The sequence below is a fragment of the Glycomyces niveus genome (assembly GCF_017592475.1).
Taxonomy (GTDB): Bacteria; Actinomycetota; Actinomycetes; order Mycobacteriales; family Micromonosporaceae; genus Glycomyces; species Glycomyces niveus.
This window is the reverse complement of record NZ_JAGFNP010000001.1, coordinates 479,266-498,044: the sequence shown is the minus strand read 5'-3', so window position 1 is coordinate 498,044 and position 18,779 is coordinate 479,266. Positions and strand designations below refer to the sequence as shown.

The window sequence follows — 18,779 nt, the reverse complement described above, 5'->3', positions numbered from 1 at the left end:
CGAAGGAGCCCCCATGCCCGCCTCCCCCACCGGCCACGCCCTGCCCGACCTCGTCACGGCCTGGGGGCGCGGGCGCGCCCACTCGCGGGTGACCGCCCCGCCCGAGCCGGTCGAGGGCGGCTTCCGGGTCGCGGTCGGCCCGCCGAGCGCCGAGGTCCGCGAGGTCTTCCACACCTACACGCCCGAGTCCCTGGCCGCCGCCGCGGCGCGGCTCGACGAGCCTGGCCACCAGGTCATGATCGCCGGGCCCAGCGGACTCCTCGCTTCCGTCGTGCCTTCGACCTGGACGATGGACGAGGGCGGCCACCTCATGACCGTCGTGTTCGCACCGGACCCCTACGCGGTCGCCGAGGACTACCGCCTCGTGGTCGAGATCGACGGCCCGCTCACCGTCGCCCGCGTCTTCCACCGCAACGGCGACCTCGCCGGGTCGGCCCGCATGGGCCGCGACGGCGACTTCGGCGTCTTCGACAAGGTCGTCACCGCCCCCGCCCACCAGCGCCGCGGCATCGGCTCGCTCATGATGCGCGCGCTGACCGCGAGCGGGCACGCGCAGGGCATGCGGTTCGGGCTCCTCGTCGGCAGCGACGCGGGCCGGGCGCTCTATGGGCACCTGGGCTGGTCGTTCGTGTCCGACTTCCCCGGCGCGCGCAGCAAGGCCGCCTGAGCCAATTCGCTTGCGGGCGTCCGGTTCCGCTGCGAGAGTGTGGCCATGACGAGCGAATCGGCGGACCGGGAGCAGTGGATCGAGGCCAACCGGGCCATGTGGGACGAGCGCGTCCCGCTCCACGCGGCGAGCGCCCTCTACGACCAGGCGGGGTTCCGCGCCGGGCGCGACGAGATCCGGGGCTTCGAGGCCGCCGAGGTCGGCGACGTGACCGGGAAGCGGCTCGTGCACCTGCAGTGCCACATGGGGCAGGACACGCTCTCGTGGGCGCGGCGGGGCGCGGCGAAGGTGGTGGGGCTCGACTTCTCGAAGCCCGCGATCGACGTCGCCCGGGACCTGGCGGCCGACGTCGGGCTCGCCGACCGCGCCGAGTTCGTGGTCTCGGACGTGTACGAGGCCGCCGCCGCGCTGCCCGACGAGGACTACGACATCGTCTACACCGGGATCGGGGCGCTGTACTGGCTGCCCGACCTCTGGCGCTGGGCCGAGACGGCCGCGTCGCTGGTCGCACCCGGCGGGTTCCTGTATTTGGCGGAGTTCCACCCGTTCCTGCAGGTCTTCGGATGGCACAGCGCGCGGGAGGTCGTGGAGGACTACTTCCGGCCCGAGCCGCTGGTGACGGACGAGCCGGGCTCGTACGTCGAGATCGAGGCGGAGACGGTCGACAACCTGAGCTTCGCGAGGCTGCACACGATGGGCGACATCGTCTCGGCGATCTGCGCGACCGGGCTGCGGCTGGAGTTCCTGCATGAGCACGATGTGACGGTGTTCCAGCAGTTCCCCGAGCTCGTGCGGGGCGAGGACGGCATGTTCCGGCTGCCCGAGGGGCGGCCGCGGCTGCCGCTGATGTACTCGCTGAAGGCGTCCCGGCCCTAGGACTGTCGCGCTCCGGTTTCCGAGGTTTCTCTGATCCCGTTCCCAGCACCGAAGGGATGTCCCGCCTGAACAATGGCGGCACGACAAGGTGAGAGGAGCGGGTTGTGACCGCGAAGCACGAGGGAACGCTGACGTACGAGGGCCGCCCGCTGGCGAAGCCGGACGAGGAGCTGGTCGACCAGGGCCTGCAGTTCGACATCGGGACCCTGCTGAGCCGGCGCGGGGTGCTCTTCGCCGGGGCCGGCGCGGCGGCGCTCGGGCTGGCGGCGTGCACGACGTCGAACGGCGGGACCACGAGCGAGAGCACGACCAGCGCGGGCACGGATTCGGCCGGGGAGCTCACCGAGATACCCGAGGAGACCGCGGGCCCGTATCCGGGCGACGGTTCGAACGGTCCTGACGTGCTCGAGGAGAGCGGGATCGTGCGCAGCGACATCAGGTCGAGCTTCGGGACGGGCAGCGCAACGGCGGAGGGGGTGCCGCTGACGATGCGGTTCACGGTGTACGACATGGCGAACGGTAATACGCCGTTCGAGGGGGTGGCGGTCTACGCGTGGCATTGCACGCGCGACGGCGAGTACTCGATGTACGGCGAGGGCCTGGAGGGCGAGAACTTCCTGCGGGGTGTGCAAGTCGCGGACGCCGACGGGGTCGTGTCGTTCACGACGGTCTACCCGGGCTGCTACTCGGGCCGGTGGCCGCACGTCCACTTCGAGGTGTACCCGGACGAGGCGTCGATCACCGACAGCGCGAACGCGATCGCGACCTCGCAGCTGGCGTTCCCCGAGGACGTGTGCGACACGGTGTACCAGGAGGAGGGGTACGAGGCCTCGGTGGAGAACCTGGGGCAGATCTCCCTGGAGTCGGACAACATCTTCAGCGACGACGGCGGCGAGTCCCAGATGGGGACCGTGACCGGCGATGTGGCGAGCGGGTACACGATCACGCTCGCGGTCGGCGTCGACACGTCCACGGAGGCGGGCGGCGGCGGTGCCGCGCCCTCCGGCGGCGGGGGTGGCGGCGGCGAGGCCCCGGGCGGGGGGCCGCCGTCCGACAACTGAGCGAAAGGCCGCTCCCGTGACGGGGGCGGCCTTCGTCGTTGTTCGCGTCAGTGCAGGACGACGAGTCCGGTCTCGCCGAAGACGGTGGCCGCCAGGGAGGGCCGGTTGCCGGCTTTGACGGGGAGTTTCGCGCCGACGGCGGTGAGGTGCGGTTCGATGCGCTCGGGGTGCGGGTGGAGGGCTTCGAGGCCGACGAGCGGTACGACCGGCAGGTTCGCCGCGGGGTGGGCGGTACGGCCCCAGTCGATGAGGAAGGGGACGAGCCCGGTCTGGCCGCGTTCGGCGTCGAGGGTGAGGCGCCACGAGAGCTGCTCGCCGTCGGGGGTCCGGCGCGACATGTCGCGCGGCTCGCCCGGGTCGTACCCGGCCTGGCGGGAGGCGGCGATGGCGGCGTCGATGTCCTCGACGCGGATCGCCCAGGTCGCGAGGCGGGCCTCGCTGAGGCCGTCGATCCCGAAGGGGCGCGGCCCCTCGGGCGCGCCCTGCTCGGGGTCGGGGCCGATGATCTCGAGGTAGGCGCCCTCGCCGAGACCGAGCAGGAAGTTCCTGGTGCCCAGGCCCGGGTGCACGCCGCCGGGGACCGGTCGGGTCCCGGTCAGGCGAGTGACTTCGGCGACCGTGGCCGCGAGGTCGGGTGTGGCGAGGACGAGGTGGTCGAGTGAGGACATAGGCCGCAGTTTAGTCACCGTGCGCCACTGGCGTAACGGGTGCCGCGCGACCGGTCAGCGGCGCTGCGGATCGACGAGGGTCTGCAACATGTCGTTGGCAGGCTCGTTCATGACCCTTTCCACCGCTTCGCGCACCTCCGACTCGGCATGGTGCATGTGGTAGTCGAGGCGGCAGCCGTCGGGGCCGAACCCGGGGTCGGGCGCGGGCGGGTCGGTCTCGCGGCGCATGAGGTTGCCGATGCCGTGCTCGAGCAGCCCGAACGCGTGCTCGGCCGCGGTCACGGCCTCCTCGTGGATCGCCTCGACCGGGTCGCCGGCGAGCATCCGCCGGACGTTCCCCTCGACGAGGATGTGCTGGGTGTGCAGGAGCTGGGAGGCGACCAGGCGCGAGGTGAGCGGCGTGTGGCCCTCCTCCATCAGCGCCTCGGCGAGCAGGACCGCCGCCTGGCGGCGGTAGTCCATGGCCTTGATGAACAGGGACGGGGTGGCGGCCAGGAGGCGCTGGACGCGCAGGAACACCGGGTGGTCCGACAGCCCCACCTGGGGCGCGCGGCGCTCGAGCAGGCGGAGGTAGTGGCCGCAGAGGGCCTCGTGCGGGGTCTGGCCCTTGGGGCGCTCGCGCACGATCCGGGCGGCGTCGCCGGTGTGGTGCTTCATGCCGCCGATGACGAGGTCTTCCTTCGTGGGGAAGTAGTTGAAGACCGTGGCCTTGGAGACCTCGGCGGCGGCCGCGATCTCGGCGACGGACACGTCCTCGAAGCCGCTCGCCTCGAACAGATCGAGGGCGGTCTTCCGCAACAGCTCCCAGGTCGCGTTCTTCTTGCGCTCGCGCAGTCCGGCCTTGTGCTCCACTCCTTTACTGTACCAGATCAAAATGTGAACTCAGAAAAAAGTTGTACCCGGTCAAATTCTACTGCTATCCTCGACCACATGACAGGAAAACCACCCGCACCCCCAGCACCCGGTAAGCCGGACGACGAGGCCTCACCCGAGGGCTCGGTCGTCCGGCTCCTCGCCGAATACCTGCGCCCCCACCGCCGCACCCTCGCCCTCACCGTCGTCCTCCAGATCATCGGCACCGTCGCCTCCCTCTACGTGCCGACCCTCAACGCCGACCTGGTCAACCACGGCGTCGCCACCGGCGACACCGGCTACGTGCTGCGCCACGGCGCGTTCATGCTCGCCGTCACCCTCGTCCAGATCACCGCCTCCGGCTTCGCCGTCTACTACGGCGCCCGCACCGCCATGGGCCTCGGCCGCGACCTCCGCGCCGACCTCTTCGCCCAGGTGCAGCGGTTCTCCGCCGCCGAAATGGACCGCTTCGGCGCGCCCTCCCTCATCACCCGCGCCACCAACGACATCACCCAGGTCGTGACCATGCTCGTCATGGCCCTCACCCTGCTGCTCACCGCGCCCATCGCCGCCTTCGGCGGCCTCGCGCTCGCCCTCAGCCTCGACGTGCCCATGACCGGCGTGCTCCTCGCCGCCATCCCCGTCGTGGCCGTCGCCATCGCCTTCATCGTCGTCGCGATGGTCCCCGCCAGCCGCGTCATGCAGCGGTGCATCGACGGCATCAACCGCGTCATGCGCGAGCACATCACCGGCATCCGCGTCATCCGCGCCTTCGTCCGCGACGACCACGAGCAGCGCCGCTTCAACGAGGCCAACACCGAACTCACCGAAGCGTCCCTCAAGGTCGGGCGCGTCCAGGCCTTCTTCGGCGCCACCGCGATGATGGCCGGCAACCTCACCTCGATCGCCATCGTCTGGATCGGCGCCGGGCGCATCGCGAACGGCACCATGCAGATCGGCGACCTCATCGCCTTCCTCACCTACGCCGGCATGATCCTCGGCGCGGTCATGATGTCCATGGGCGTGTTCATGATGGCCCCGCGCGCCAAGGTCGCCGCCGGGCGCATCCGCGAAGTCCTCGACACCGTCCCGGGCATCGCGGACCCCGCCGCCCCCGTCACCGAACTCGCCGGCCTCGGCGAACTCGAAGTCAAAGGCGTCACCTTCCGGTACGCCGGCGCCGAAGAGGCCGTCCTCCGCGGCGTCGACCTCATCGCCCGGCCCGGCCAGACCACCGCCGTCATCGGCTCTACCGGCGCGGGCAAGACCACGCTCCTCCACCTCATCCCCCGCCTGTTCGACGTCGACGCCGGATCGGTGCGCGTCGACGGCGTCGACGTCCGCGAGATGGACCGCGCCCTCATCGCCCGCACCATCGGACTCGTCCCCCAGCGCGCCTACCTGTTTTCCGGCACCGTCGCCTCCAACCTCCGCTACGGCGACCCCGACGCGAGCGACGCCGACCTCTGGCGCGCCCTCGAGACCGCCCAGGCCGCCGAGTTCGTGCGCGCCATGCCCGACGGCCTCGAGACCGTCATCGGCCAAGGCGGCACCACCGTCTCCGGCGGCCAGCGCCAGCGCCTCGCCATCGCCCGCACGCTGGTGGCCCGCCCCAAGGTCTACCTCTTCGACGACTCCTTCTCCGCGCTCGACACCGCCACCGACTCCGCCCTGCGGGCCGCGCTCGCCCACGACATCGCCGACGCCGCGCAGGTGATCGTGGCCCAGCGGGTCTCGACCATCCGCGACGCCGACCGGATCGTCGTGCTCGACGCCGGGCGCGTCGCGGGCACCGGCACCCACGAAGAACTCCTGGCGACCAACGCCGTGTACGCCGAGATCGTCAACTCCCAACTCACCCTTCAGGAGGCGCTGTGACCATGATGGGCGGCATGAGGCCGGGCGGACCGGGCTCGACCAAGGCCGCGGACTTCCGCGGCACCGTCCGCCGCATCCTCGACCTGCTGCGGCGCAACCCCTTCCGCCTCGCCTCGGTGATCGGGTTCGGCGTGCTCATGGTCGCCGGGATGCTCTCGATCCCGACCGTGCTCGGGCGCGCCACTGACCTCGTGATCGACGGGGCCGCCTCCGGCGAGGGCCTCGACTTCCCGGCGCTGGCCCGGATGCTCGGTCTCGCGGTAGCGCTGGCGCTGGCGACGTTCGCCATCACCGTGGCCAACGGCCGCACGATCGCGAAGCTCGCGCAGGAGATGGCGTTCGAGCTGCGCGCGGAGGCCGACCGGAAGATCACGGCGCTCCCGCTGGGGTACTTCGACTCCCGTTCGCGCGGTGAGGTGCTCTCGCGGGTCACGAACGACATCGACAACCTGACGCAGACCGTGGGGCAGGTGACCCAGCGGATCGTGCAGGGCCTGCTGTTCCTCGTCGGCGTGCCGATCATGATGCTCACGATCTCCCCGCTGCTGACGGTGGTCGTGCTGCTGACGATGCCGCTCACGGTGCTGGCGGCGCGGGTGATCGGCAAGCGCAGCCAGCCGCGGTTCGCGAAGCAGTGGGCGACGACGGGGAAGCTCAACGGGCACGTGGAGGAGATGATCACCGGGCACCAGCTGGTGACGCTCTTCGGCCGCCAGGCCCAGGGCGCGGCGAAGTTCAAGGCGCACAACGAGGAGCTGTACGAGAACACGGTGCGCGCCCAGTGGGTGGCGGGCCTGCTCGGCCCGGCGATGGCGTTCCTCGGCTCGGTCACGTACGTGCTCGTGGCCGTGGTCGGCGGGCTGCAGGTCGCGGCGGCGGTGCTCACCTTCGGGCAGATCCAGGCGTTCATCCAGTACACCGGGCAGTTCTCGAACCCGCTCAACATGCTCGCGGGCATGTTCGGGCAGATCCAGTCCGCGGTCGCCTCGGGCGAGCGGGTGTTCGAGTTCCTCGACGCCGAGGAGCAGCGGCCGGACCCGGTCGGCCCGGGCGGCGCGCTGGAGTCGGTGCAGGGCAGGGTCGCGTTCGAGGACGTGTCGTTCCGGTACCTGGAGGACGAGCCGCTGATCGAGCACCTGTGGCTCTCGGCCGAGCCGGGCCAGACGGTGGCGATCGTGGGCCCCACGGGCGCGGGCAAGACCACGCTCGTCAACCTGCTCATGCGCTTCTACGACCTTGACGCGGGCCGGATCACGGTCGACGGGGTCGACGTCTCGACGGTCGAGCGCGAGCGGATGCGGCGGCGCATCGGCATGGTCCTGCAGGACACGTGGCTGTTCGACGGCACGATCGCCGAGAACATCGCCTACGGCCGGCCCGAGGCCACCCGCGAGGAGGTGGTGGCGGCCGCGTCGGCGGCGCACGCGGACCACTTCATCCGGACGCTCCCGGACGGCTACGACACGGTGGTCGGCGCGGAGGAGGGCAGCCTGAGCGCCGGTGAGCGGCAGCTGGTGACGATCGCGCGGGCGTTCCTGATCGACCCGTCGATCCTCATCCTCGACGAGGCCACGAGCTCGGTCGACACCCGCACCGAGATGCTGGTGCAGCAGGGCATGGTCGCGCTGCGGCAGGGGCGCACGAGTTTCGTTATCGCCCACCGGCTCTCGACGATCCGCGACGCCGACGTGATCGTGGTGATGGAGCACGGCCGGGTCGTGGAGCAGGGCGACCACGACGCGCTGCTCGCCTCGGGCGGGGCGTACGCGCGCCTCTACGAGGCCCAGTTCGCGCAGCCCGCGGTGGAGGCCGACGCCTGAGGGCAGGGGGGCGGCCGGGCCGGCCCGGCCGCCCCGCCTCGGCGGGGGTTTTTCGCGGAGCCCCCGACTCGGCCGCCGATGCGTCCTACGGTGAGGGCATGCGACTCACCAAGTTCGGCCATTCATGCGTCCGCTTCGACACCGACGACGGGGCCTTCGTGATCGACCCGGGCGTCTTCTCCGACCCCGCGGCCCTGGACAGCGTGGACGCCGTCTTCATCACGCACCAGCACCCCGACCACTGCAACGACCCGGAGCTGCGGCGAGTCTTGGAAGACCAGCCCGAGATGGCGGTCTACGGGCCCGAGTCGCTCGCGAAGGTCCTCGGCGGCGTGCCGTTCACCGTGGTGAGCGCGGGCGACGCGGTCCCCGTGGCGGGCACCGAGGTCAGGGTCGTCGGCAGGCACCACGCGGTCGTCCACCCCGACATTCCCGTCGTCCCGAACGTGGGCTACCTCGTGGACGGCATCTTCCATCCCGGCGACGCGTTCACCGTGCCCGATCTGCCGGTACGAGTCCTGCTGGCGCCGGTGTCGGCGCCGTGGATGAAGCTCGCCGAATGCGTCGACTTCATCCGCGCGGTGGACGCGCCCGTCGTCCACCCGATCCACGACGCGATCCTCAGCGACGAAGGCATCGCCATCGTCGACCGCAACCTCGTCAACCTCATCGGGGAACCGTTCCAGCGCATCGACGTCGGCGTCACGGTCACCCTCTGAGCGTCACACCTCGAAGACGCCGTACGCGACGCTGACGGCGACGACCGCCGCGCACACCAGCAGGGCGCCCGCGAGCACGACCCAGTCCCCCGGGCGCATCCGCTGCTCGCGCGCGTGGGTCCGCGGAATCCCGGAGTCGAATCCCCTCGCGTCCATCGCGGCCGCGAGCCGGCCCGCCCGGCGGATCGCACCGACGAGCAGGGCGAACATGGTCGAGGCGAACAGGCGCGCGCGCCGCACCGGGTTGCGGCCGCCTTCGAGGCCGCGGGCGCGGCGGGCGCTGGTGATCTGCCGCCATTCGGCGGCGAGGAGCGGCAGCAGGCGGAGGGCGGCCAGCGCGCCGATCGTGAACCGGGCGGGGGCGCGGAGCTGCTGGGTGAGGGCGTCGGCGAGGTCGGTGGGGTCGGTGGTGGCGAAGGCGAGGACGCCGGCGGTGGCGGCGACGCAGACGCGCAGGCCGATGGCGATGCCGCCGAGGAGTGCGCCGGTGCTGATCTCCAAGGGGCCGTAGTCGATGAGGATCCGGCCGGTCTGCTCGGCGGCGAAGACGGCGTTGACGAGGACGACCGCGGCGGCGGCGGACCAGAGCCAGCGCAGGCGGCGGGCGAGTTCGGCGGGGCGGATGCCGGTGAACGGGAGGACCGCGACGAGGGCGGCGAGTAGGAGCAGCGGGGTGAGCCAGTCGGCGGCGACGAGCGCGGTGACGGAGACGGCGAACGCGGCGGCGAGTTTCGCGACGGGGTTGACGCGGGCGATGGGCGCGCGGGCGTCGCAGACGGGTGCGAGGGTGAGGGTCATGGGCGGCGCTCCTCGGCGATGCGGCCGGCGGTGAGGACGAGTTCGCGTCCGGCGAGGGCGGCGGCGAAGTCGCGGTCGTGGGTGACGGCGAGGAGCGCGGTGCCTTCGTCGCGGATGTCGGCGGTGAGGTCGACGAGTTCGCCCCAGGTGCGGCGGTCCTGACCGAAGGTGGGTTCGTCGAGGAGGAGCACGCCGGGCGCGGCGGCGAGGGCCCCGGCGACGGAGAGGCGGCGGGCCTCGCCGCCGGAGAGGGTGTGGGGGTTGGCGTTCGCCAAGGGCGCCAGGCGGAGTCGTTCGAGGAGTTCGTCGACGCGGGCGTCGATCCGTTCGGTCGGCCAGCCCGCTTGACGGGGTCCGAAGGCGAGTTCGTCGCGGACCGTGGCGGTGACGAACTGGTGCTCGGGGTCCTGGAAGACGGAGCCGACGCGGGTGGCGAGGCGGCGGGCGGGGAGGCGGTGGAGGGGCCGGGTCTCGCCGGGGACGGTGGCGCGGCCGCTCGTGGGCTTGGCGAGGCCGCCGGCGAGGAGCGCGAGGGTGGACTTGCCGGAGCCGTTGGGTCCGGTGACGGCGAGCAGTTCGCCTTGGCGCAGTTCGAAGGAGACGTCGTCGAGGGCGGGCCGGTCGGCGCCGGGGTGGCGGAGCGCGAGCGATTGGCTGCGCAGCGCGGTGTCCCCCGCGGTCCGGGCGGGCCGGGTCGGGAGGGGCACGCCGGGGACCCAGACGCCTTGGGCGGCAAGGTGGTCGCCGTGCCGGGCCAGGACGGCCCCGGCGGGCCCGTCGGCGATGAGGACGCCGCCTGGTCCGAGGGCGATGACGCGGTCGACCAGGTCGAGGATGTCGGCGACGCGGTGCTCGACGACGAGGAGGGTGGCTTCGGTGGCGGCGAGGGCGGCCCGCAGGGCTTGGCGGACCTCTTGGGCGCCTTCGGGGTCGAGGTTCGCGGTGGGCTCGTCGAGGAGGATCAGCTCGGGCCTGCGGGCGAGGACGCCGGCGAGGGCGAGTCGCTGCTGCTCGCCGCCGGAGAGGGCGTGCGTGGGGCGTTCGGGGCCGTAGGGGAAGCCCACGGAGGCGAGCGCTTCGCGGACGCGGGGCCAGATCCGGTCGCGGGGCACGGCCTGGTTCTCGAGGCCGAAGGCGACGTCGTCGCCGCTGCGGGCCATGACGAGCTGCGTCTCGGGGTCTTGGAAGAGGATGCCGACGCGGCCCTGCTGCTCGGCGGCGGGCTTGCCGTCGATGAGGACGTGGCCGTCCTGCTCGCCGGAGTCCTCGGTGAGAAGTCCGGCGAGCGCGGCGAGCAGGGTGGACTTGCCCGACCCGGAGGGGCCGAGCAGGAGCACCCGCTCGCCGGCTTCGATGCGGAGGTCGACGTCCGCGACCGCCTGGGCGCGGCGTCCGGCGTGGCGCCAGGCGAAGCCGCGGAACTCGACCGGGACCATGGCGGCGTCAGACCCGCTGGCGTTCGCGTCCGGACGGGAAGCGGTCGAGGACGCCGGTGGGCAGCATGGCCTTGACGAGGGCCTGGGAGCCGAGCCCGGCGACGAGCGCGCCGGAGGCCATGGCGAGCGCGAAGTACGGGACCTTGAAGGCCCACAGGTCCGAGTCGGGGTAGTAGTTGCGCACGTCGAACCAGGCGAGGGCGACGGCCGCGAGGGCGCCGCCGGCGAGGGCGACGAGGGTGCCGAAGCGGCGGTAGCGGGTCGCGGCGAAGGCGAGCTCGCCGCCGAGGCCCTGCAGGAGGCCTTGGAGGATCACGGCGACGCCCCAGAAGGAGCCGAGGAACGCCGAGACGGTCGCGGCGAGCGCTTCGGTGAGGAGGCCCGCGCCGGCGCGGCGCACGATGAGCGGGGCGAGGACGGCGGGGATGAGCCAGACGCCGTTGAGGATCGATTTGAGCGGCGGGTAGAACGCGAGGACGGGGTCGAGGCCGTTCCAGACGAATCCCCACGCCCAGAAGACGACGCCGAAGGCGACGGCGAGGACGGCGCAGGTGAGGATGTCGACGGTGCGCCAGCGGCGCGGGTCGGCGAGGGCGGAGCTGTCGGGCATGGGCTTGCCTTTCGGGTGGTGCGGGCATTGCGCGACAGCGGCGGACGACTTCCTACGCCGGTATTACCCGGATCAGGTGTGAGGGTCTGCGGTCGGTTCCGCACTCTCAGCCCATCGGCTCCCCTGTCAGCTTCGACGTTAACACCAGGTGACGGATCGTCAGCCCTGGCGATCCCGCCTGGTGGCGCCGGACGCCTCCGGGCGCGCCGGTGCGGGGCTTGTAGATTGCCGTGGTGACGACTGAACGGGATTGGGAGCGGGTGCGGCGGGTCGTCGAGGCGCTGCCGGAGGGCACCTGGACCTCGTACGGCGACCTCGCGGAGCTGATCGGCACGGGCCCGAGACAGGTCGGGGCCTACATGCGGGACGGCAACGTGGCCCGGGCCTACCGGGTCCTCACGGCAGGCGGCACGGTCTCGGAGGGCTTTCGTTGGGCCGACGGCCGCACCGGCCGCGACGTGCCCGACCTCCTCCGCGCCGACGGCGTGACAGTGAGCACCAAGGGCCGCGCCGACCAGTCCCAGCGCATGTCGGTCTACGACCTCAAGCTCCTCGCCGCCGAACTGGACGAGGACGAACCGGCACTGGACGACGAAGAAGACTAGAAATAAGGCTGTAAATCACGATATTTCCGGCCTTAGGGACCCCTGGTGCAAAAGTACTCCTCGGGTGCGACATCGCTTTTCGAACAGGACGCGAACACGTTTCACCGAGCCCGAAGGCGGGAGCCGAGCCGGATGCGGTGAGGCGGTCGCCGCTCAGCGGGCGCCGGGGGATGCGGCACCGGGCCGAAGGCTCAGTGGAGCGACGCGTCAGGTTCGGTGAGCCGCCACGACGTGAACGCGACCGTCAGCCCGGCCCGGCTGGGCGCGCAGCAGTACGGCCCCGCCTGCACTTCGGCCTCGGGGTCGAGCGGGGCGAGGCGGACGAGCCGCCAGGGCTCGTCTTCGACACGGGCGCGGATGATGACCGCGTCCTCGAAGCGGCTGGCGCGGATGGTGACCTCGCGGCTCGCCCACTCGGGCACGGGCGCGACCGACCAGTCCGACTTGCCCGCCGTGACCACGGCCCCCACTTGCGGTGCGCCGTCGGCGAACTCGACCCCCGCCTTGATCCAGCGCTCGGCGTCGATGCGGACCATGAGCCCCGCCTGGTCGAACTGCGCCTCGAACGAGGCGATGAAGCTCACCTCGACCGCGCGGCCGCGGTCCCAGCCCTCCAGGAGCGCGTGCTCGTCCTCGTGGACGAAGCCGTAACCGGTGTGCCGCCACGCGTCGCTGCCCTCGGCGGCGGTGACGAGCAGCCTGCCGCCCGACTCCTCCGCCGCGACCGGCAGCGCCGTCCAGGCGCCGGACTTCCACATGATCTCGATTGGTGCCGCAATGTCCATCGCCCCGAGCCTACTGTCGCCGCGGGCCGTCACACCAGTGCGGTACAACGGTCCTTATGGCAGGAACAGCGACGCTCAGAGACGAAGCCGAGACACTGCTGCGCGCCCTCGCGGGCGAGCGCGCGCGGCTGCGCCCGGACCAGTGGCGGGCCATCGAAGCCCTCTGCGAGAAGCGGCCGGACGGCACCGGAAGCCGCGTGCTCCTCGTGCAGCGCACCGGGTTCGGCAAGTCCGCGGTGTACTTCACGGCCACCTCGCTCCTGCGCCGCCGCGGCGCCGGCCCCACCGTGATCGTCTCCCCGCTGCTCGCGCTCATGCGCAACCAGATCGAGGCCGCCGAGCGCGCCGGGGTGCGTGCCCGCACCATCAACTCGGCCAACCCCGAGGACTGGGACGCGATCGCCGAGGCCATCGCCGAGGACGCCGTCGACGTGCTCCTCATCAGCCCCGAACGCCTCAACAACCCCGCCTTCCGCGACTACCAGCTGCCGAAGCTCGCCGCCGGGTGCGGCCTGCTCGTCGTCGACGAGGCCCACTGCATCTCCGACTGGGGCCACGACTTCCGCCCCGACTACCGGCGCATCGCCACCTTCATCGACGACCTGCCCGGCAGCGTCCCGGTCCTCGCCACCACCGCCACCGCGAACGCCCGCGTCTCCGACGACATCGCCGAGCAGCTCGACAAGAAGGACGCCGCCACGCTCGTCCTACGCGGCAGCCTCGACCGCGAGTCCCTGCGCCTCTCGGTGGTGGACATGCCCGACAACGCCCACCGCCTCGCCTGGCTCGACGAGCAGCTGCCGCGCATGGACGGCTCGGGCATCGTCTACACGCTCACCGTGGCCGCCGCCGAGGAGGTCAGCGACTATCTCGCCTCGCGCGGCCACGCCGTCGCCTCCTACACCGGCCGCACCGAGAACGCCGAACGCCTTGAGCGCGAAGAGGAACTGCTCGGCAACCGCATCAAAGCGCTCGTGGCCACCAGCGCCCTCGGCATGGGCTTCGACAAGCCCGACCTCGGCTTCGTCGTCCACTTGGGAGCACCCTCCTCCCCCGTGGCGTACTACCAGCAGATCGGCCGCGCCGGCCGCGCCCGCGACCGCGCCGAGGTGGTGCTCCTGCCCGGCAGCGAGGACCGCGCGATCTGGGACTACTTCGGGTCGCTCTCCTTCCCGGCCGAGGAGGCGGTTCGCCGCACGCTCGACGTGCTCGCCGCCGAGGGCCGGGCGCTGTCGACCGCGGCGCTCGAGACGCGGGTCGACCTGCGCCGCACCAGGCTCGAGATGATGCTCAAAGTGCTCGATGTGGACGGCGCGGTGCGCCGCGTCAAGGGCGGCTGGGAGGCCACCGGGCAGCCGTGGGCCTACGACGCCGAGCGGTACGCGAAGGTCGAGGCGGCCCGCAGGCACGAGCAGCGGCGGATGCTCGCCTACGAGGCCACGGGCGAATGCCGGCTCGAGTTCCTGCGCCGGGAGCTCGACGACGCCGAGGCCGCGCCGTGCGGCCGCTGCGACAACTGCACCGGCACCCGCACCGAGGCGGGCGTCTCGGACGAGGCCGCCGCGGGGGCGGCGGCGGCGCTGTCGAAGCCGGGCGTGCCGTTCGAGGCGAAGCGCATGTGGCCCACCGGGTTGCAGGCCATCGGCATCGACCTGAAGGGGAAGATCCCGGTCGGGTCGGGCGCCGAGCCGGGCCGGGCGCTCGCGCGGCTCTCGGACATCGGCTGGGGTGGCCCGCTGCGCGAGCTCCTGGCCGACGGCGCGGACCGGGAGGTCCCCGAGGACGTTTTCAAAGCGGTGGTGCAGGTGCTGGCGTCCTGGGACTGGGCCGACCGGCCCACCGCGGTCGTCTCGATGGGCTCGCTCTCGCGCCCGCGACTGGTCGACGGGCTCGCCGAGCGCATCGCGCGCCTCGGCCGCATGGAGTTCCTGGGCGCGCTCGGCCGCGCCTCGGACACCGGCGCGGGCATGCACCGCGCCAACAGCGCCCAGCGGCTCCAGCAGGTGCTGCACGCGTTCACGGTGGACTTCCCCGTACCGGCCTCGAGCGTGCTCCTCGTCGACGACCTCCGCGACAGCGGCTGGTCGATGACCGTGGCGGCGATGCGGCTGCGCGAGGCCGGGGCGGCGGCGGTGTACCCGCTCGCGCTCGCACTGCAGGCCTGAGCTCCACTGGAGGACTCAGGGCCACAAGGGATCTGGACTTTCGGGCCGTGATGGTCGAACATCGGGTGCAGCACTGAAGAACTCCTATCAAGGAAGCAGGCGCACATGAAGATTCGCACCATCACGGCAGCCGCGTTCGCAGGCCTGGCGCTCGCCGCGGGCGCGGCGCCCGCCGCCGCCTCGGCCGCCGACGGCCACCCGGTCTACCACGACACCTACACGACGAAGGCCGAGTGCCACACGGTCGGCAAGGCGAAGGTCGGCAGCGGCAACGCCGACGGCTACTACTGCGAGCAGCAGGAAGCCGGCTGGGACCTCTATCTGACGTACTGGGTCTGACGGTCCGCTCCTGAACGCGCGCAACGGGTCCAGCGGCGACCGCCGGACCCGTGCTCAAGTGCCGCAACCGGTCGGCGGGACGGCGCGGCCGTCCCGCCGACCGGCCTCACTAGACGATCGCGCGGGCGATCGCCGGGTAGTAGCCGTTCTGGTGGCCCATCGCGTTCGGGTGGTACGACTCGGACGGCGGGTAGGCCAGGCCGTTCAGGTAGGCGACGTCGTCGCAGATCGCATGCCCTTCGAAGGCGCGGCGCACGTCCACATAGGTGAAGTCGTGCTCCTCGGCCTTGTTCCGGATTACTCCGGCGAGCCGGTCGGCGGCCTCGTTCATGAGCAGCTGTTCGGCGACGCTCGGCTGCCTGAGCGCGCCGCAGGTGCTCGCGCCGTTGAACAGGCGCGGGTAGCCGAGCACGTAGACGTCCGCGTTCGGGGCGCGGTTCGCGATCGCGCCGTACGCGCCGTCGAGGAGCCCGGGCAGCTGGAGCTGGACGAGCCGTTCGGAGTCCTCGATCTCGTCGGTGCAGTCCGCGAGCGGCGTGAGGCAGGCCTTGACGGCATCGGCCCAGCCGATGTCGTTGCCGCCGATGGTGACCGTGACGATGTCGGTCTCCGCGTCGAGCGCGCCGAGCTGCGTTGAAAGAAGGTCCGCGGTCCTCGCGCCCGAGCAGGCCTCGAACGTGAACTCGGCGTTGAGCCCGTCCGCGAGCAGCTGCGGGTAGGCCCTGGCCGAGCGGCGGCACGCCGGGTCGAAGTAGTCGCCCGTGCCGGTCCCCGAGGAGTACGAGTCCCCCAGTGCGACATAGCGGACGGGGTCGAACTCGGCGTGGGCCGCGGCGGCGGGCAGGAGGGCGAATGCGGCGGTAGCGGCGAGGGCCGCGGCCGCGAGGCGGGCAGGGATCATGCGGACTCCGTTCCGATCGGGATCGTGGAGGAACGGTAACGCCCGAACGATGCGAATCACGCCCTAAACCGCCAGAGATGGTGAAAAGTGACACGGCCCGGTTCGACGGCGGAAGCGGGACCCGGCGCCGGTCCGCGTTCTCTCGGGGATGCGGCGCCCGCACCGTACTCCTCCCCTACGCTGGAGCCATGGGTGCATCGACGTCGCCGCGCCGCCAGACCATGTCCGACCAGGCCCTCATCGAGGGGACCGGTGCGGACTGGCGAACCTGGCTGGCCCTCCTCGACGAGCGCGGCGCGGCCGAGCTCGACCACACCGCGATCGCGCGGATGCTGGTGAGCGAGTTCGAGGTCGACGGCTGGTGGGCGCAGTCCATCACGGTCGGCTACGAGCAGGAGCGCGGCCTGCGCGAGCCGGGGCAGCGCCCCGACGGCACGTTCAGCGCCAACGCCTCCAAGACCGTCTCCGCCTCGATCGCGGCCGTGTTCGAACAGCTGGCGGACCCGGACGCGCAGGCCGGCTGGCTCGACGACCTCACGCTGACCCAGCGCAGCGCGTCCCCGCCGAAGTCGGTGCGGTTCGACGCCTCGGACGGCACCCGCGTCCTGGCGAACCTCACCGCGAAGGGCGAGGCCAAGACCGCCGTGCAGGTCGAGATCGCCAAACTCGGCTCAGCCGAGGAGGTCGCGGCCGCCAAGGCCGACTGGAAGGCCCGCCTCGACCGCCTCGCGGAGCGCTTGGGGGCGTTAGGCCTTCGCCGCCGGGGCCGCGGTGTCGGTCGCCTCGACCGGCGGCTTCGGAGCCGTGTTCGACGCCTTGCCGCGCGAGCGGGAGATCGCCACGCCGACGAGCGCCAGCGCGCCGCCGCCGAGGGTCAGCCAGGTCGGGACCTCGGAGAGGAACAGCCAGGAGAGGCCGACCACGATCGCGGGGACGACGTAGGTCGTGGCGCCGAGCTTGCCCGCGGTGGTGAAGCGCAGGGCGTAGCCCCAGGTGAGGAAGGCCAGCGCGGTTGGGAACAGGCCGAGGTAGAGCACGTGGAGCGTGGCCGAGGTGGGGGCGGATCCCAACTGGGAGAACAGCAGCGGGGCGAAGGGCAGGCAGAGGACCGCGGCGATGGCGTTGCCGAAGGCGGTGAACTGGAGTGAGGTGCAGTGCTTCAGGGTGGGTTTCTGGACGACGACGCTGATGGCGTAGGTGATCGCGGAGACGAGGCAGAGGAGGACGCCCAGGACGGATGAGGCGCCGTCGCGTGACATGGAGAGGCTGACGACGGCGACGCCCGCGAAGGAGACGGCGATGCCGAGGAAGAGGCGGGGCGGGAAGCCTTCTTTGAGGAGCCAGCCGCCGAGGAGGGCGATGAGGATGGGTCCGATGTTGACGATGAGGGCGGCGGTGCCGGCGTCGACGAGCTGCTCGCCCCAGTTGAGGGCGACCATGTAGAGGCCGAACCAGAGGACGCCGGCGGTGAGGATGCCGGGCCAGGCGGCACGTTTGGGGAGGCCTTCGCGGCGGAGTGCCCAGACGGCGAGGAGGACGACGGCGGCGACGCCGGCGCGGCCGAGGGTCAGGGGGCCGGGGTCGAGGTGGCGGCCGGCGTCGCGGATGGAGACGAAGGCCGAGGCCCAGCACAGGACGGTGATGCCGATGGCGATGGCGGCGCGGGGGTTGAATTTGTCGCTCACGGGTGGCGGCTCCTCAAGGTGGGGCTGGCGGGCGCCTTTGGTGGGCGGGCGCTCCTGCCGGGGGCGCTGGTGGCGCCGCGCTCAACCTAGCATCGGTGCCGGGTTTCGGTTATCTGTTATTCGACTGTGTTTTACCGCCCGTGTTTTTCAGACCGTGTTGTCTCCTGGGGCGCTCAGGTTTCCGCTTCGGCCGGGGCTCGGCGGGAACCCGTCGGGGGTGGGCGGCGTCGAAGGAACATGATGGGACACAAGGTTTTGCAACGGTTCATTCCGCTCGCCGCGCTGCTGGTGCTGGCGGCGTGCGGTCAGGGCGAGGGCGACGCGGGCGCGGACGGGACCGGTTCGGACGTCGGCTCGCAGTCGGACCAGCAGTCGGGCGAGCCGACGCCGCCGGACGCGGTGGTCTACCGGGGGGCGCTGACGGTGCTCCAGGGGGTCGAGCGGGACGCGGCGGAGCTGTGCGGCGCGGTGGCGGAGTCGTATCCGCCGCAGTGCGGCGGGCTGCCGGTGACGGGCTGGGACTGGGACGCGGTCGAGCACGAGGAGGCCGAGGGCGTGCGGTGGGGTTCGTACCTGGTGACGGGGACGTTCGACGGGAAGTCGTTCGTGCTCACCGAGGACCCGGTCTCGACGGCGGACATCGACATGGCGGACTACCCGGAGCTGCAGTACCAGGAGCCGGAGATCGGCGACCCGGCCGAAGACTTGGGCACGGCCGAGCTGCAGGCGATCGCCGACGAGATCGTGGCGGCATTCCCGCGCTACGTCTACGGCGGCTGGGCCGACGACCAGAACGGCGTCGCTATCATCGATGCGCTCCTGGTCACACCGGAGCTGGAGGCGTACGCGAAAGAGCACTACCCGGCGGATACGGTGGTGTTCTCCTCGATGCTGAAGCCGGTCGAATAGCATCG

Annotated in this window: 18 protein-coding genes and 1 riboswitch; of the genes, 10 read left to right on the top strand and 8 right to left on the bottom strand. The window is 72.0% G+C overall.

Annotation, left to right across the window (positions count from 1 at the left end; genetic code table 11):
* The first annotated feature begins 13 nt into the window (after positions 1-13).
* The 3 genes from J5V16_RS02340 (at position 14) to J5V16_RS24100 (ending at position 2,604) form a co-directional block, all read left to right on the top strand.
* The gene (locus tag J5V16_RS02340; RefSeq protein WP_208494329.1) at positions 14-667 is read left to right on the top strand and encodes a GNAT family N-acetyltransferase; all 654 of its coding nucleotides are present in this window, start codon (positions 14-16) and stop codon (positions 665-667) included.
* A 45-nt stretch (positions 668-712) separates the two neighbouring features.
* Positions 713-1,543 carry a class I SAM-dependent methyltransferase gene (locus J5V16_RS02335; RefSeq protein ID WP_208494328.1) on the top strand — a complete coding sequence of 277 codons (831 nt, stop codon included), beginning with the start codon at positions 713-715 and terminating at the stop codon, positions 1,541-1,543.
* Between the two features lie 104 nt (positions 1,544-1,647).
* On the top strand, positions 1,648-2,604 hold the full coding sequence (locus tag J5V16_RS24100; RefSeq protein WP_208494327.1) for an intradiol ring-cleavage dioxygenase: 957 nt from the start codon (positions 1,648-1,650) through the stop codon (positions 2,602-2,604).
* A 47-nt stretch (positions 2,605-2,651) separates the two neighbouring features.
* Here J5V16_RS24100 and J5V16_RS02325 read toward each other — a convergent pair whose 3' ends face one another.
* Both J5V16_RS02325 and J5V16_RS02320 read right to left on the bottom strand, forming a co-directional pair.
* Complete coding sequence (locus J5V16_RS02325; protein WP_208494326.1) at positions 2,652-3,272, bottom strand: VOC family protein; 621 nt, start codon at positions 3,270-3,272, stop codon at positions 2,652-2,654.
* A 54-nt stretch (positions 3,273-3,326) separates the two neighbouring features.
* Positions 3,327-4,124 (bottom strand): TetR/AcrR family transcriptional regulator, encoded by a 798-nt coding sequence (locus J5V16_RS02320; RefSeq protein WP_208494325.1) that lies wholly within the window; start codon positions 4,122-4,124, stop codon positions 3,327-3,329.
* 78 nt (positions 4,125-4,202) lie between these two features.
* Here J5V16_RS02320 and J5V16_RS02315 point away from each other — a divergent pair, with 78 nt between their 5' ends.
* The 3 genes from J5V16_RS02315 to J5V16_RS02305 all read left to right on the top strand — a co-directional run bounded on the left by J5V16_RS02315 (position 4,203) and on the right by J5V16_RS02305 (position 8,541).
* Positions 4,203-6,002, top strand: a complete 1,800-nt coding sequence (locus J5V16_RS02315; RefSeq protein WP_208494324.1) for an ABC transporter ATP-binding protein — start codon at positions 4,203-4,205, stop codon at positions 6,000-6,002.
* 2 nt (positions 6,003-6,004) lie between these two features.
* On the top strand, positions 6,005-7,822 hold the full coding sequence (locus J5V16_RS02310) for an ABC transporter ATP-binding protein (RefSeq protein WP_243900688.1): 1,818 nt from the start codon (positions 6,005-6,007) through the stop codon (positions 7,820-7,822).
* A gap of 98 nt (positions 7,823-7,920) precedes the next feature.
* On the top strand, positions 7,921-8,541 hold the full coding sequence (locus tag J5V16_RS02305) for an MBL fold metallo-hydrolase (protein WP_208494323.1): 621 nt from the start codon (positions 7,921-7,923) through the stop codon (positions 8,539-8,541).
* Positions 8,542-8,544: 3 nt separating this feature from the next.
* Here the strand turns inward: J5V16_RS02305 and J5V16_RS02300 are convergent, their stop codons facing one another.
* The 3 genes from J5V16_RS02300 to J5V16_RS02290 are packed head-to-tail and all read right to left on the bottom strand — an operon-like array spanning position 8,545 to position 11,385.
* Positions 8,545-9,339 (bottom strand): energy-coupling factor transporter transmembrane component T family protein, encoded by a 795-nt coding sequence (locus J5V16_RS02300; protein WP_208494322.1) that lies wholly within the window; start codon positions 9,337-9,339, stop codon positions 8,545-8,547.
* Complete coding sequence (locus tag J5V16_RS02295; protein WP_208494321.1) at positions 9,336-10,775, bottom strand: ABC transporter ATP-binding protein; 1,440 nt, start codon at positions 10,773-10,775, stop codon at positions 9,336-9,338. Before J5V16_RS02295 ends, J5V16_RS02300 begins: the two co-directional genes overlap by 4 nt.
* Positions 10,776-10,782: 7 nt before the next feature.
* A complete protein-coding gene (locus J5V16_RS02290; RefSeq protein ID WP_208494320.1) occupies positions 10,783-11,385 on the bottom strand; it encodes an ECF transporter S component in 603 nt (200 codons plus the stop codon).
* Positions 11,386-11,417: 32 nt separating this feature from the next.
* Positions 11,418-11,520: riboswitch (TPP riboswitch) on the bottom strand.
* 98 nt (positions 11,521-11,618) lie between these two features.
* Between J5V16_RS02290 and J5V16_RS02285 the strand changes: the two genes are divergently transcribed.
* Positions 11,619-11,990, top strand: a complete 372-nt coding sequence (locus J5V16_RS02285) for an MGMT family protein (RefSeq protein ID WP_208494319.1) — start codon at positions 11,619-11,621, stop codon at positions 11,988-11,990.
* Between the two features lie 191 nt (positions 11,991-12,181).
* Here J5V16_RS02285 and J5V16_RS02280 read toward each other — a convergent pair whose 3' ends face one another.
* Positions 12,182-12,775, bottom strand: coding sequence for a DUF1349 domain-containing protein (locus J5V16_RS02280; protein WP_208494318.1), 594 nt, complete (start codon positions 12,773-12,775; stop codon positions 12,182-12,184).
* Between the two features lie 56 nt (positions 12,776-12,831).
* Between J5V16_RS02280 and J5V16_RS02275 the strand changes: the two genes are divergently transcribed.
* On the top strand, positions 12,832-14,940 hold the full coding sequence (locus J5V16_RS02275) for a RecQ family ATP-dependent DNA helicase (RefSeq protein WP_208494317.1): 2,109 nt from the start codon (positions 12,832-12,834) through the stop codon (positions 14,938-14,940).
* Between the two features lie 105 nt (positions 14,941-15,045).
* Complete coding sequence (locus J5V16_RS02270; RefSeq protein WP_208494316.1) at positions 15,046-15,279, top strand: hypothetical protein; 234 nt, start codon at positions 15,046-15,048, stop codon at positions 15,277-15,279.
* Between the two features lie 109 nt (positions 15,280-15,388).
* Here J5V16_RS02270 and J5V16_RS02265 read toward each other — a convergent pair whose 3' ends face one another.
* Positions 15,389-16,180 (bottom strand): SGNH/GDSL hydrolase family protein, encoded by a 792-nt coding sequence (locus J5V16_RS02265; protein WP_208494315.1) that lies wholly within the window; start codon positions 16,178-16,180, stop codon positions 15,389-15,391.
* Positions 16,181-16,926: 746 nt separating this feature from the next.
* Positions 16,927-17,865, bottom strand: a complete 939-nt coding sequence (locus J5V16_RS25325; RefSeq protein WP_208494314.1) for a DMT family transporter — start codon at positions 17,863-17,865, stop codon at positions 16,927-16,929.
* A gap of 240 nt (positions 17,866-18,105) precedes the next feature.
* On the opposite strand from J5V16_RS25325, the gene J5V16_RS02255 reads away from it, so the two are divergent.
* On the top strand, positions 18,106-18,774 hold the full coding sequence (locus J5V16_RS02255; protein ID WP_208494313.1) for a hypothetical protein: 669 nt from the start codon (positions 18,106-18,108) through the stop codon (positions 18,772-18,774).
* Positions 18,775-18,779 lie beyond the last annotated feature (5 nt).

Excerpts from the sequence above, each read along its gene's own strand:
- J5V16_RS02340 (WP_208494329.1), top strand. The coding sequence starts at position 14 with ATGCCCGCCTCCCCCACCGGCCACGCCCTGCCCGACCTCGTCACGGCC.
- J5V16_RS02335 (WP_208494328.1), top strand. The coding sequence starts at position 713 with ATGACGAGCGAATCGGCGGACCGGGAGCAGTGGATCGAGGCCAACCGG.
- J5V16_RS02325 (WP_208494326.1), bottom strand. The coding sequence starts at position 3,272 with ATGTCCTCACTCGACCACCTCGTCCTCGCCACACCCGACCTCGCGGCC.
- J5V16_RS02315 (WP_208494324.1), top strand. The coding sequence starts at position 4,203 with ATGACAGGAAAACCACCCGCACCCCCAGCACCCGGTAAGCCGGACGAC.
- J5V16_RS02310 (WP_243900688.1), top strand. The coding sequence starts at position 6,005 with ATGATGGGCGGCATGAGGCCGGGCGGACCGGGCTCGACCAAGGCCGCG.
- J5V16_RS02305 (WP_208494323.1), top strand. The coding sequence starts at position 7,921 with ATGCGACTCACCAAGTTCGGCCATTCATGCGTCCGCTTCGACACCGAC.
- J5V16_RS02300 (WP_208494322.1), bottom strand. The coding sequence starts at position 9,339 with ATGACCCTCACCCTCGCACCCGTCTGCGACGCCCGCGCGCCCATCGCC.
- J5V16_RS02295 (WP_208494321.1), bottom strand. The coding sequence starts at position 10,775 with ATGGTCCCGGTCGAGTTCCGCGGCTTCGCCTGGCGCCACGCCGGACGC.
- J5V16_RS02290 (WP_208494320.1), bottom strand. The coding sequence starts at position 11,385 with ATGCCCGACAGCTCCGCCCTCGCCGACCCGCGCCGCTGGCGCACCGTC.
- J5V16_RS02280 (WP_208494318.1), bottom strand. The coding sequence starts at position 12,775 with ATGGACATTGCGGCACCAATCGAGATCATGTGGAAGTCCGGCGCCTGG.
- J5V16_RS02275 (WP_208494317.1), top strand. The coding sequence starts at position 12,832 with ATGGCAGGAACAGCGACGCTCAGAGACGAAGCCGAGACACTGCTGCGC.
- J5V16_RS02270 (WP_208494316.1), top strand. The coding sequence starts at position 15,046 with ATGAAGATTCGCACCATCACGGCAGCCGCGTTCGCAGGCCTGGCGCTC.
- J5V16_RS02265 (WP_208494315.1), bottom strand. The coding sequence starts at position 16,180 with ATGATCCCTGCCCGCCTCGCGGCCGCGGCCCTCGCCGCTACCGCCGCA.
- J5V16_RS02255 (WP_208494313.1), top strand. The coding sequence starts at position 18,106 with ATGGGACACAAGGTTTTGCAACGGTTCATTCCGCTCGCCGCGCTGCTG.